The following is a 13,416-nucleotide window of genomic DNA, read 5'->3' as shown; positions in this document are numbered from 1 at the left end:
ATGACACAAGTACGGTTAAGTTATGCCTATGGAACAAGCAGTCAGCCTTTACTTGGGATGACCATTGGTGAAAAGTTTGATCAGGCATGCCAGCAATATGCTGAGCAGGATGCGGTGGTCAGCGTGCATCAAAAGGTACGCTTAAGCTATAAACAGCTGCAGGACCAGGTCAATGCATTTGCTTGTAGCCTACTTCAACTAGGCTTGGAAAAGGGCGACCGGATTGCGATTTGGTCGCCTAATTGTGTGGAATGGACCATCACCCAGTTTGCAGCCTTTAAAGCCGGCATGATTCTGGTCAATTTGAATCCTGCCTATAAAAGCAGTGAACTTGAATATGTACTGAACAAAGTATCCTGCAAGGCATTGGTCATTGCCGCGCAATTTAAAACCAGTCATTATCAGGAAATTTTGACCAAGATTGCCCCTGAAATTACCGAATCGGTAGATAAACGACTTTCTGCACAACGCCTGCCGCATTTACAGCACGTGATTAAAATTGATCATGAACAGCATATCGGTATTCACCGTTTTGCTGATTTATTGTCAGAACCTACTGCTGCACAGTTAAATCAATTGCAAGCCATTGCCGCTGATTTACAGTTTGATGAAACCATTAATATTCAGTTTACTTCGGGTACGACAGGTAATCCGAAAGGAACCATGCTGACGCATAATAATATTTTGAATAATGGCTATTTTGTCGGTGAAGCGATTCATTTAACTCCCCAGGACCGGGTTTGTATTTCGGTTCCGCTATTTCACTGTTTTGGCATGGTCATGGGTAATTTGGCCTGTATTACGCATGGTTCTACCATGGTGTATCCATCTGCCGTGTTTAATCCGCTCGACACCCTGAAAACGATTCAACAAGAAAAATGTACTGCATCTTACGGCGTTCCGACCATGTTTATTGCCATGCTCGAACATGAGCAATTCGAGGAGTTTGACCTGAGCAGCTTACGTACCGGAATCATGGCGGGCAGCCCGTGTCCACGTGAAATTATGCAGCGTGTGATTGACCGTATGCATATGAGCGAAATTACCATCTGTTATGGCATGACTGAAACTGCACCGGTCAGTGCACAAAGTTCGACTTCAGATTCGGTTGAACGCCGTGTCGGAACTGTTGGCCGGGTACATCCACATCTGGAAATCAAAATTGTCGATGAAAATGGCAAAGTTGTGCCGCGTGGAAAACTCGGTGAACTCTGTGTGCGCGGCTATTCAGTCATGTTGGGTTATTGGGAAGACAATGACAAAACTCAGGAAGTGATAGATGTTGCCAAGTGGATGCACACCGGTGATATTGCAGAAATGGACGAAGAGGGTTCTGTTAAAATTAAAGGCCGGATCAAGGATGTGGTGATTCGTGGCGGTGAAAACCTGTTCCCCAAAGAAATTGAGGATTTCCTTTATACCCATCCGGATGTTTCGGATGTACAGGTGATTGGATTGCCAGATGCCAAATATGGTGAAGAACTCTGTGCCTGTATTATTTTGCACGACCATCATCAGGTCAATGAACAAGCGATTCGTGACTATTGTGCAGAACATATTTCTCACAATAAAGTGCCACGTTATGTGCGCTTCTTTAGCGAATTCCCAATGACTGCTTCAGGCAAGGCGCAAAAATTCAAATTACAGGAACTGATGCGCCAAGAGTTGCAACTCGAAGAAATCGCTTAAGATGCACTGAATCGTATAGCTATTTAAATCCCTCTTTATTCCTTCAGCAGAAATAAAGAGGGATTCAGCTTTTTAAGGCGTTTAATTCCATATACCGCATTTACCGCTTTAAATTGAACCTATGTTTGATAGGCCAGCTATAGCGCTGCATATCGAGTGCAGATTTTTTATCAACCAGCATTCAAAAAAATCCATGATTTACTTTCTTTTTTAAATGAAATGTAACTGCATTGGTTTTCGTTATTTTTTATGATTGTTAATCTCACCTTTGATTATTGAAATGTATAAGTTAGGTGAGATGGCATATTCAAACTGCAAAATACAATTAATCTAAAAAGAGAACAGCCGACAAAATTAGAGCATTTTTTCTTATTCCATTTTAGTTTCAGGAGAATAGTTATGACAGATAATCAAAATCGTGAAAAATTATGGGAATTGATTAAGGATGTACGATTTTCCATGATCAGTCACACCACTGAATCTGAGGAAATTCATGCTCAACCGATGACCATGCTCAACTCTGAACAGATCAATGAAAGCCAAAATCTTTATTTTATCTTGAGAAATACCAATGATCTGGTCAATGCGATTGAATCTGGCCGTAATCAGATTGGATTATCCTTCGCCAAACCTTCTGATAGTATTTATGTTTCGATTAGTGCGCATGCACATATCAGCACAAACTCGGCCCTGATCGATGAACTTTGGAATTCATGGGCTGAAAACTGGTTTGAAGGAAGAGATGATCCGAGTGTACGGGTTTTGGTTGCGGAAGCGATCAGTGCCGAGTATTGGAACGTTACAGACAATAAAATGACCCAACTGTTTAAGGTGATGAAAGGTAATCTCACCGGTAAAAAGGATGTGCCTCATGCAGAGCACCAAAAACTTGATTTATAACTACGCTCAGCTTGTATGATTTCCGCATATCTATAGCCCGTATTCAGTTTAAATCACTCAATCTGAATATGGGCCAGCGCTTATTTGTTTTCTCTTGGATCAAGTTTGAATGACTTAACACTGATAAAACTGAATCATTTAAAGTTAAGTTAATTCTTTTATCTATGGCTGATCATAAACAGGGTAAAGCAAATCAGTAGGTAATGGTCACAATGACATCATCGCTATAGTTTCCTGCAATATTGGGCAACACGGTGCTAGTGGCAATTCTGCCAAATACAGCTGTGGTTTGATTAATACCTGTGCCAGTGAGTGAAACACCTCCCGAACCACCGACTGCTACTGTACCTCCGGTGGCATCCCAAATGGCACTATAGGTCGAACTTTTATACAGCTGATAAGGCAAATAATTGCTTCCATTTCGCATTCTACGATTGCCTCCAGAAATCCGGTTATTTCCATCCCCGAGATAAATAGAATACGGGGTACCGCTGGTACATTTTGAAGTAATGGCACCAGCAGTGTCATAATTTTTTGAAGCAAGCCCGATATCTGAAATACTTCCGAAATCAATATTATTAACAGACTGTAAAAAACAGGCCTTAGGCAGGCTAAAGGTCGTGGTAAATGTTGGACTATATTGATCCCAGCCGCCATTTTTATCGCAGCTTCCGCTAATCCCTTGCATGTCAAAAAACAGTTTTACGTCGTTAATGGTATAGGTATTGGCAGGACGCAGCGTTGTTTGAGCAGGAATGCTGATCTTGACGGTGTAGGAAACGGCATTATTGTTCGGATTGGAACTGCCTACTCCATACCAGACACCACTGGTTAATGGCGTTTCAGCAATCGAGCCCACACTGGCTGAAACCGTATAAGGTAAAGTCGCTCCATTATTGGGCTGGCTATTTCCTGAAAAGGTTGCGGACATGCAAATATTGGCACTGGTTGAAGCTTGTTGTAAAGTTTCAGCCAAAGCGCCGTTATAGCATTTAAAAGAACCGCTGAAAGTAATCACCGCATCCGTTGTAAGTGTAGCCGCGGTGTAAGTATAGGATCCTGAAGTCGGGTCTGTAGATTTGCACACCGCATAAGCAGACTGGGCACATAAGGCCAGCCATACAATGAATATGATGCCTAGATATTTTTTTAAGGGTTTAAAGAAAGAAGGATCAAAAGCGTTTGTATAAACCCTAGAAAATGACGCAGCAAACGATGGAGATAAAATTATTGGCATATCAAAGGCCCCATTTTTTTCTGTGCAGAATGTGTTGCCGTATATTTAAAACTGACCGAGCAGCTGCCCTGATCTAACAAATCGACTTCAATTAAATTGTCTTTTAAAAGCCCCCTAATAAAGACTTCGCCGCCATAACCGACCATGGCTTGGTCGGGATGCTGGTTAACGGTCACGGCATAGCCCGGTTTTAGAGCTTGTCCATTTTGATCATGCAAAATAACCGTAGCAGAAATCACTTTATGTGCCTGAAAATCCAGCACTGTACCTTGACGATAACGAGTGATGGTATTTAATGAGGTTTTATCCACTTGCCAGTCCAGTGGCAGATTTTGCGGATCAAGGAAAATCTGATGCTTTTCATAGGGACTGAGATGGGAAATAAAGAAACGACCTTTTTTATCGGTTTCTCCCAGATTCACCCCGCCATTTAAAATCTGGCTGTGCGGACCGGCATTGGTCACAATGGCATAGGAATCGCCAATTTCATGTGCCATAAATAAACGTCCTTGTGCAGCCACAAGTGCACCGGTGGCAGAAAGCGCGATTTGTTCAGTATTATCATATTGATGATATTGCGCTGTCAGATAGGCCGGTCTGGCACGATAATTCACATAGGCACTTGCAGTACTGGATTGACCTTCACTATGTCCAACCGAGGCACCGACACCCAAGCCACCAATACGCTGGTCAGTGACTGCGTTCACTTCCTGTCGATAAGAAATCGAGCCGTCATCTCGGCTGATGCTGCTGATACTGTTAAAGCGTGCAGATGGGGTAAAGCGCAATGCAACAAAACCGCCATAATCCTGATCTTTAACGAAATCTTTATAGATTGAACCAAATATGCTCCAACTATTGGATAAATTGGCACTGATATTCAGGGTCGCCAGTTTATATTGTTCATCTGCATATTTAATTTGACTGTAATTGGTTGAAACATTCACTCCGCTATTGATGTTCAGATTGAGGCCAGCACGAAAAATCTCATTGGCAGAGGAGCTGAGCGTGGCAGGATAATCGGGATTCGTATATTGATGATTCTTGCTCAAATACAGCTTTTCACTGACCCGCGCCAGATCATGATAACCTTCTGAGGCCTTCTGGTAACTGATATTCATAGACAGATCTTTACTCAGACGGCTTTCCAGCCCCACTACTGAAAGCAGGCCCTGTTCATCATCATAATGACTCCCTGTAACACTGGCATTGATCACACCGCGGCCTAAAAAATTCTTGGCAGCACCGATCCCCAGATTGACCAAGCCATCACTACTTGCTTCCAGGCCTGCACTTAAAGTGAGTGTGTGACTCAAACCGTAACGGGAACTGGCCGCAGCAAAAAGGGTTTCATCATATTGATTGGATTCATTGGCAAAGTTATAGCGGGGAAATCCCAGATCGACAGAAAATTGATGAATGTCCTTGGCTAAAATTTTGGGTGAGAAATAATAAGCCTGCTTTTTTACAATTTGCTGCCCCGTGATATCGGTAGTGACCAGCGTGACTTCATTTCCGGAAATAAAAGGCAATGACTTTAAGTCAAATGGACCCGAAGGAATTTCTCCGCTATAAATTTTTTGTTGATTCACATATAAATCTAGGCTTGAGGGCAAAGCGGCTGAACCGGAAAACTGTGGCAGGGCAGTGGTGACAATATCGGAACGCTGTGCATAAGCAGATGACCATTGCAAACCCGCCAGTCGCACGCTATTTCCCCAATCTGGAGTATGGCTAATAAAATCACCGACGGTATATTGCTGAATTTTTTCAGCATCAATTTTTTGCCAAAAACTATTGAGTCTGACCCAGTGTTCTGAAGAGGAGTTTAGGGGTTGAGCATTTCGGTACAGAAAACCTGAATTAAAATTACCATATTGGCTATTGTGTAAAGCATCAAAAGTTCCAGAAAATGAATTTTCATTATTCGTCACTGTATGATAAAGAGCATAATTTAAAATAAGCGCATTCATACTTTTTATATTCAGATCAGAATTTTTTATTTGTGGCTGTTTATTTAAATCTATACTGGAAGCAATCAGTTTATTTTCCGGAATAGAAATTTTGATGGTTTGATTGTTTAGGTCATATTTATATTTTAATTGAGGAATCTCATCTAGTGAAATAAAAGTATTGTTTAGTTTAGGCGGGAGTATGCGGATTTTTTCCAGGTCTTCAGGACGAATATATAACTGACCCTCTTGGTCTTGATAAAAACGTACCAGTTCATTGATCTCGGTGCTATTTATATTTGTACTTAAAAACAGGGTGGTATAGTGATTTTCAGCTTTAGATATTGGAATTTCCGGCAGAACATCATTAGTATAAACTTCTGCAAATACCAACCGGAAAGGACAATTTAAAGCAAATAATATAATACAATATTTCTTGTATATCATATAAATTCCCGCCTTAATTTATATTTTAAAATTCATAATTCCTGTCAGTGGTATTTATTTTTATTTTATAAGTATGTTGGGGGTTATATATAAAACCTGGATCTTCAATTAAAAATTCTTTCTGTTGCTTGGCAAGAATATAACCATTAATCGTATTCACTTTAATTTTGTAAGTTTTGTTGGTAGATCGATCCATTAAGTTCAGGTCTTTGATAAAGGTATGACGTCCTCCAGAATTGGAAATATGAATGACTCCATTTTTATCCTGTATTTTTAAATTTGCCGTTAATTCAGCTTTGGATTTTTTAGGGCTAATAAATAAAGGAAGAGAAGAGCGGAGCAAAACATTTACACTTTGGTCTGTTGTATCGCGATCTATGGGATGGGGTAATTCATCAATGATCACCCGATAAGCATGTTCATCAGTTAATGCTACGGGTTTTTGCCGTACAACCCTTAAATTTAAGGCGGTATTTGATGCCAGCTTGACGATGGGTGGACTCACCACGATGTCGTCTGTAGCAAGTAATTGATCCTGATTATTTTTTTGAACCCATTTAAAAACACGAATCTGTAAATGATTGCTTTCGGCTGATTCATTAAATAAAGAAAGGCTGGTGGCTTGTTGAGTATCTGCTAACTGCATTTTTATAGGGGAGATTCTTAAAGAAGCAGCAAAAGCAGTAGAACATGTCAGTGTGAATAGGCCAATAGTCAGTTTAAATACCGTTTTCATTCGTTTAGCTCATATATGAGTGGGCTAAAGGCATACGCGAGGAGTATGCCTTTTTTATAAATTTATTTATTATTAGTAAGTTATGGTTAGAGTTACCGTATCTAGATAACTGTCTGCACCCGGAAGCGTAGAGCCGGAGGGAATACGGCCGTAAACATCATAAGTTTGTAAAGCTCCTGTTCCAGTCCCGGTCTGGAAGGCAGTTCCAACAGGAATGGCTGTGGCTCGGGTACTGTCACTATAGAGGTTATAAGGAAGATATTGTTTGGTGGTTAAAGTTTGACTTGCCATGCGACGTTGAGATGCATTCACATTTACCCCACCATCTGCAGCCAAAGACCAGGTGGTTCCATTATTGCAAAGCACCCCAATTTTTGTTCCTCCTGTGGTAGAGGTAGAAGCATCGACATTGGCGGTTAATCCGGAAATATTACCAAAATCTAGCACTGCCCCTGACACAGCCCCGGTAGCACTGGTGTTAATAGCACAACTTGAAGCAATGGTTGCTTTTACAGTGAGCGTCCCGGTTGCAGTTGCAGCTTGTATATTTGCACTCATGAAAGCGGCTGTAAGTGTAAGGGGAACAAAGATAATGTTCTTGGTTTTCATAAGCTTTATCCTCAATAGTAGTGTTGTTATTTTCAATACCATTGATTCTATGCAACGCTACCCAAGAATTGAATAAAGGATAAAATTTGTACAACAAAAAGATTGTGTTTGGATAAATAAACTATACATTTCACATATATTTTCTTATATTTTGCAGATTTAACTTAATTTCCTTTTATAAGTGTATGCTCATTGTTAAGTAAAGCTTTAAATATGGATTGTTTAGTCAGTCTATTTACGGTTCGAAATTTAAACCAAAAACGAAATTTTGTGCTAAATAATTTAAACAATAGGAAGGCAATTCATTCTGATTAAAAGGATACGCAGAAAGGCTAGTGGCTGATTTTTAAAGTTAATTAGAGGCCCTGATTTAAGGGCTTTAGGAGTAGGATGCCACGGTTACAAAATAGTTTAAGAATACTTAAAAAATATGATTGATTAATGATTATTTTGTGTATAATTTCGCCAAATTGAAGCCCTTGTTAATTTATAGAAAATTTCTATAAGTGTGCAGGGGTTTTTCTATGGGAATCATCCTGAAAGGGACTGCCAAACAGCTTATTTATTGTGGTGGCACACACATATGTTTTTATCTAAAACAGCACATCTGGATCATGCAACTCAGCACTCTGCACAGCGTCTATCCACCTTACTGAGTTTCTTTAGTTTAGGACTCAGTACTGCGGCGTGGGCACCGCTTATTCCTTTTGCACAGCAGCGACTTCACCTGAATCATGCCGATTTTGGTACTTTATTGTTGTGTATCGGTGCAGGTTCTATGCTGGCTATGCCTGCAACAGGTTTATTGATTCAGAAAGTGGGTTGTCGTGCCATTATTTCGGTAGCCGTTTTATTATTGCTCGTGGTGTTACCTAGCTTTGCCTTGACCAGCAGTATATTAATCATGGCGATTGCTTTGTTCCTGTTCGGTACAGCAGCCGGTAGCTTGGGGGTAGCCATTAATCTTCAAGCGGTCATGGTAGAAAAATACAGTGCTAAAAGCATGATGTCCCAGTTTCATGGGATGTGCAGTCTAGGTGGCCTGGCTGGGGTAATGACGGTAACTGCATTACTTGCAGCAGGTGTGAGCCCGTTGATGAGTGCTTTGGCGATTTGCAGCCTATTGGTGATTTTGAGTGTAATAGCTGTGCCTAACAGTTTATCGGTCATTGAAAAGGAACAAAAAGCCGAGATTGCTGAAGACGAAAGCAAGACTAGAAAGTTGCCGAATCCCTTGATTATCTTGATGGGGCTGGTCTGTTTTATTGCCTTTCTTTCAGAAGGTTCTGCTATGGACTGGAGCGGGATCTATTTAATCAGTGAGTATGGGGTAAAGCCTACTGTTGCTGGGCTGGCTTATACCTGCTTTGCAATCGCCATGACTTTGGGGCGTTTTGCGGGTCAGTATTTAATCAAGGCTTTGGGCGAAAAAAATATCATTATTTACGGTGCACTTTGTGCAGCGTTTGGATTGCTGATAGTCGTTGCAGCTCCGCACTGGACCGTGGTTTTATTGGGCTATGCTTTACTGGGTTTGGGCTGTTCAAACATTGTTCCGGTGATGTTTTCACGTGTAGGCCGTCAAAATGTCATGTCTAAAGCAGCAGCATTGTCATGTGTTTCAACTATGGCTTATACCGGGTCATTATTGGGACCTGCATTGGTCGGGATCAGCAGTGAAATGATGGGTTTAACCATGGTTTTCACCTTGATTGCAGCTTTATTGAGCATGATTGCGTTGCTGAATCATTTTACTCAAGTCAAAACTTGTTAATTCATTTTCCTAGTTATTTTGTTAAAACTGAACGGGCATATCTAAAAATGGATATGCCCGTTTTTTTATAGTTAAAGAATATAAATTACCAATTTAAAATCCTTAATAATTCACAATTTTATGATAGGTTTGTTTTGTAGGTGATGGAAGAATATTGAATTCGTCAGCACCTTTCAGATCGGCTAAAAATGCATTACGCCAGTCATTGATATCAAAAAGTTTTAACCCATTCATTAATTGTTGATAACGCTCTAATCGTTCTGATTTTGCCATGGTTAAGGCTTTTTTTAGCGCCTGAATCATACTGCTACAACTTTCAGGATCGACAATTAATGCTTCAGACATTTGCGCTGCTGCCCCGGCATATTTGGAAAGTATTAAAACACCAGGATCTTCAGGATTCTGTGCCGCGATAAATTCTTTGGCCACCAGATTCATTCCATCGCGTAATGAATTGACCCAGCAAATATCGGCCTGCCGGTAAATTTTCATTAATTGATCATGGGAAATGGTGTCATGGCTACAGTTAATCGGCAACCAGTCATCTTGGGAAAATTCCTGATTAATCAAATCGACCTTGGATTGCAGATGCTCAAATAAATCTTTATACGCTGCAATCTCCATCCGGCAGGGACAGGCAATTTGTATGTCGGTCAGGTGTTTATGATATTCAGGATTGTTTTGTAAAAATGTTTCCAGCGCATTAAACCGTTCGATTAATCCTTTGGAATAATCAATGCGATCGACACTGATTATGGTTTGTTGATCAGCCAAACCATCGAATTCAAATACCGTAGAAGTATTTTCATCTTGTTGTTGCGCAGCTTTTTGTATCAGTTCCGGGTTAACCCCAATCGGATAACATTTCACTGTCACCGAATGATGATTACAGTTCAGCATTTGGCTATGAACGGGTTTTGTAGCCAGATAATAACTACATACTTGCATACATTTCTTTTGGTCATGTTCAGTTTGCAAACCCACCACATCATACTGGCAAAGGTCTTGAATCAATGAATGTACAGTAGGAATTAAATTCCAGATTTTTATACCGGCGAAGGGAATATGCAGGAAAAATCCAATTCTATTATTCATACCCAGTTCACGACAGTAACGGGCCACACTAAAAAAATGGTAATCATGCACCCAGATGATGTCATCGGGCTGAGCAATTTTCTTGAGCTGCTGGGCAAATAAGCGATTAACCTGTTGATAGGTCTTATATTGCTGAGGCTGATATTCAATTAAATCTGCTCGATCATGCATGGCTGGCCATAAAGTATTATTTGCAAAGCCACAATAATAATTTTGGTATTGTTCCTCGGTTAAAGGGCAAGTAACGTATTCCACACCCTTATGTTCAGTTTGATTAAAATATGGCTGCTGATGATTCTCAATTTTTTCACCATTCCAGCCTAGCCAAACTCCGCCAATATCGGTCAGTGCATCTTGTAAAGCCACCGCAAGCCCACCAGCCGTTACTTTATCCGGGTTGGGTAAACTTACACGATTTGATAATACGATTAATCTAGACATGCTTTTTCTCCATTTGATACTTGAGACAGTCCCAAAACACGTGCTTTTAAAAATTGCGAAAATAGATTAAGAAAATCGGCGACATCAGAAACATTCTTCAGTCGGTAGTGAGCGTGAGTTGATTCTGAACCAACTTTTATACTGATACCGTTATAGTGATTAATGACTTTGAAGCCAGATTCATCGGTTCTGTCATCGCCAATAAAGATAGGCAAAACATCACTGAAATTTAAATGTTTTAATATTTTTTCAATGGCTTTGCCTTTATCGGCCTGTAACGGAAGCAGTTCAAATACAAACTTGCCTTCATTAATTTTCAGTCCCGAATGCTTGTGCTGTACATCTTTAGCAATTTTTCGGGCAATATCAGCCAATTCCGGACTTTGCCGATAATGAAGGGCAACGGAATAGGCTTTATTTTCAATGAGCAGCTGCGGGTAAGGGCGGCAAAGTTGTTGGATCTCTTGCTGGATGAGTGATGGATCAAATTCTTCAGCTGCAATATTAAATTGCACCTCATGATTCATTTTAATTTCTAGACCGTGCGTTCCGGCAATCGGCATTTCAAGCGGGGCAATCAGTCTTTCAGCAATCTGTACGGAACGTCCTGTAACAAAGCTAACGGCAACATTAAAATTGTTGATTTGCTGCAATGTTTTTAATGTGGTTTTAGGGATGAAACTGCGGGAAGGATCAGCATGAAATTCTGAGAGCGTGCCATCAATATCCAGAAATAAGCAAATTTTTTTATCTGCGTTTAAATATGAAGTAATAAGTTGTAATAATTTTTTTGAATAGTATCTTTCATCTGGATAATAGGAAATAGGGTTATACATTTTCAATACTGCTCATTATCTGGTCAATAATTAATAGCATTAAAAAATGAGTGAAGAATACAAATTATTATTTAAACTACATAAATTAAATAAAGTTTACACATTTTACTCTTGTTTCAAATTTGAAACATTTTTACTTTAAATAACATGATTTTATTGGCAGTCGATTGAGAATAAAAACCTCAAAAAACTGTAAAATGTATGATATATCACATTTTTATGGTTTATTTAAATTTTCTTTTTTTCTCAATATCGTTGCAAAATTTCTTTTTTAAATTAAATTTCATTTAAGTTGTAGGTGATTTAAGTTTTTAATAAATATGATTAAATTATAAATAAAAGCTTTTTTTAATAAAAAAAATATTAACAAAGTTACATTTCAGATAACTTGTGTTACATGAATATATATTGACCTGAATTTAATGCAGTGCAATATTCGCTTAGCTAAATAATATATTGAATTACATATTTAATTATTCAATTAGAGAAAATTAGACATATTTTGAGACATATTTTAAATTGTTATTAGAGCTAAAAATAATTATTTAAAATATGGGTCTGAAACATTAAATAATGTTGAATAGGAGTCATTTTTACTCCATCATCATTATATCTAACCTTCAAATATATTTAAAAGTTAAAAAATGGCAACTTTAGGAAAATATTGTTATGGAATTTATCTTGTTTAATTTGTGCTTTCGTTAAAACTGAGTATGAAGCCGACAATATGCCTGATGATAAAGCAGAGTATTTCACCAGATGTCTAATAAAATATGCAGAAACAAAAGGATATGAGTATTTAATCGTTAACACCCATGTCAATATCACGCTGATTATCAATGAAGTTAAATTCACGTTCTGGATGGTAGAAATTCCCGACTTTCAATCATGGCGGGCATTTATAAAATATGTATTTAAAGCGTTACAGCATAATTTTTATAAAATCTAGACCAATCCCAATCTATACTTAAATAGGACCAAGAATATGAATACCAAAAATGAACTATGTAGTTTGGAACAAATTTATAATTTTTTACTGATGCGTCCATATTTCCATAACTATAGCCAGTTTGAGAAGTTAAAAGAATTTTTCTATGAAATCCATGAAATGGAGAGTGGCTTTTTTGAAGTGAAAAATTCTTACCGTTTTTTGGGTACATTCAATGGTCGTGAAAAACTCATAGACTCTAGCCATTCACCTGATTTTCTTGATAAAAGTCGATTTTTACAATGGGTCATGCATCAGATAAACGAATGACCAGATAAACAGGTTTGCTAGCATATATGAACACCCGATTTATAAAAGGATAACAATGATGAACAAACTTATATTGCTCGGCATGATTTCAGTCATAGGTTTACTGGGATGCCAAACCAATCTAACGGATAGGAATAGCACCGATAGAAATGATTTGGTTCTGATCTCGAAACCCTTAGGCAGCAAACAATGTTCAGAAATCCATGCGGATCTTCTGCTTCAAAAGCTTCAGCAAGGATTAGAACAGCAGCATATTAAAGTTTTTTCTGCTGAAATTGGCACGGACCAAAGGGTACATATTGCCTTATGTGGAGCAGACGACGGAAAAATAGCGATTTTTAAAGTGAAGCAGGATTCGGTTATTCAAGCTGAAAAAATGGGCTATACACAAAAAAGTGAGAATTAAAAAAATTTATTGCTGAAAAAAGCGACTTCATTCAGT

11 protein-coding genes are annotated in these 13,416 nt (G+C 38.9%); 5 read left to right on the top strand and 6 right to left on the bottom strand.

The features are described 5' to 3' along the window. The gene (locus B9T26_RS02010; RefSeq protein WP_086198142.1) at positions 1-1,689 is read left to right on the top strand and encodes an AMP-binding protein; all 1,689 of its coding nucleotides are present in this window, start codon (positions 1-3) and stop codon (positions 1,687-1,689) included. A 399-nt stretch (positions 1,690-2,088) separates the two neighbouring features. Beyond that, complete coding sequence (locus B9T26_RS02005) at positions 2,089-2,589, top strand: pyridoxamine 5'-phosphate oxidase family protein (RefSeq protein ID WP_086198141.1); 501 nt, start codon at positions 2,089-2,091, stop codon at positions 2,587-2,589. 193 nt (positions 2,590-2,782) lie between these two features. Here B9T26_RS02005 and B9T26_RS02000 read toward each other — a convergent pair whose 3' ends face one another. The 4 genes from B9T26_RS02000 to B9T26_RS01985 all read right to left on the bottom strand — a co-directional run bounded on the left by B9T26_RS02000 (position 2,783) and on the right by B9T26_RS01985 (position 7,570). Next, the gene (locus B9T26_RS02000) at positions 2,783-3,826 is read right to left on the bottom strand and encodes a spore coat U domain-containing protein (protein ID WP_086198140.1); all 1,044 of its coding nucleotides are present in this window, start codon (positions 3,824-3,826) and stop codon (positions 2,783-2,785) included. Beyond that, the gene (locus B9T26_RS01995; protein ID WP_227518754.1) at positions 3,817-6,171 is read right to left on the bottom strand and encodes a fimbria/pilus outer membrane usher protein; all 2,355 of its coding nucleotides are present in this window, start codon (positions 6,169-6,171) and stop codon (positions 3,817-3,819) included. Before B9T26_RS01995 ends, B9T26_RS02000 begins: the two co-directional genes overlap by 10 nt. Positions 6,172-6,250: 79 nt before the next feature. Then, a complete protein-coding gene (locus B9T26_RS01990) occupies positions 6,251-6,961 on the bottom strand; it encodes a molecular chaperone (RefSeq protein WP_086198138.1) in 711 nt (236 codons plus the stop codon). Positions 6,962-7,033: 72 nt separating this feature from the next. Next, positions 7,034-7,570: a spore coat U domain-containing protein gene (locus B9T26_RS01985; protein ID WP_205666400.1), complete on the bottom strand. Its 537-nt coding sequence runs from the start codon at positions 7,568-7,570 to the stop codon at positions 7,034-7,036. 583 nt (positions 7,571-8,153) lie between these two features. Between B9T26_RS01985 and B9T26_RS01980 the strand changes: the two genes are divergently transcribed. After that, positions 8,154-9,344 carry an MFS transporter gene (locus tag B9T26_RS01980; RefSeq protein WP_086198137.1) on the top strand — a complete coding sequence of 397 codons (1,191 nt, stop codon included), beginning with the start codon at positions 8,154-8,156 and terminating at the stop codon, positions 9,342-9,344. A 102-nt stretch (positions 9,345-9,446) separates the two neighbouring features. Here B9T26_RS01980 and B9T26_RS01975 read toward each other — a convergent pair whose 3' ends face one another. Both B9T26_RS01975 and otsB read right to left on the bottom strand, forming a co-directional pair. Continuing rightward, positions 9,447-10,880 (bottom strand): alpha,alpha-trehalose-phosphate synthase (UDP-forming), encoded by a 1,434-nt coding sequence (locus tag B9T26_RS01975; RefSeq protein ID WP_086198136.1) that lies wholly within the window; start codon positions 10,878-10,880, stop codon positions 9,447-9,449. Further along, positions 10,868-11,716 (bottom strand): trehalose-phosphatase, encoded by an 849-nt coding sequence (otsB, locus tag B9T26_RS01970; RefSeq protein WP_086198135.1) that lies wholly within the window; start codon positions 11,714-11,716, stop codon positions 10,868-10,870. Before otsB ends, B9T26_RS01975 begins: the two co-directional genes overlap by 13 nt. Before the next feature lie 985 nt (positions 11,717-12,701). Here otsB and B9T26_RS01960 point away from each other — a divergent pair. Both B9T26_RS01960 and B9T26_RS01955 read left to right on the top strand, forming a co-directional pair. Then, positions 12,702-12,974, top strand: coding sequence for a hypothetical protein (locus B9T26_RS01960; protein ID WP_086198133.1), 273 nt, complete (start codon positions 12,702-12,704; stop codon positions 12,972-12,974). A 55-nt stretch (positions 12,975-13,029) separates the two neighbouring features. Beyond that, the gene (locus tag B9T26_RS01955) at positions 13,030-13,380 is read left to right on the top strand and encodes a hypothetical protein (RefSeq protein WP_143222985.1); all 351 of its coding nucleotides are present in this window, start codon (positions 13,030-13,032) and stop codon (positions 13,378-13,380) included. Positions 13,381-13,416: the final 36 nt, after the last annotated feature.

It is taken from the genome of Acinetobacter sp. ANC 4169, assembly GCF_002135355.1.
Taxonomy (GTDB): Bacteria; Pseudomonadota; Gammaproteobacteria; order Pseudomonadales; family Moraxellaceae; genus Acinetobacter.
This window is presented reverse-complemented; position numbering and strand designations above follow the sequence as displayed.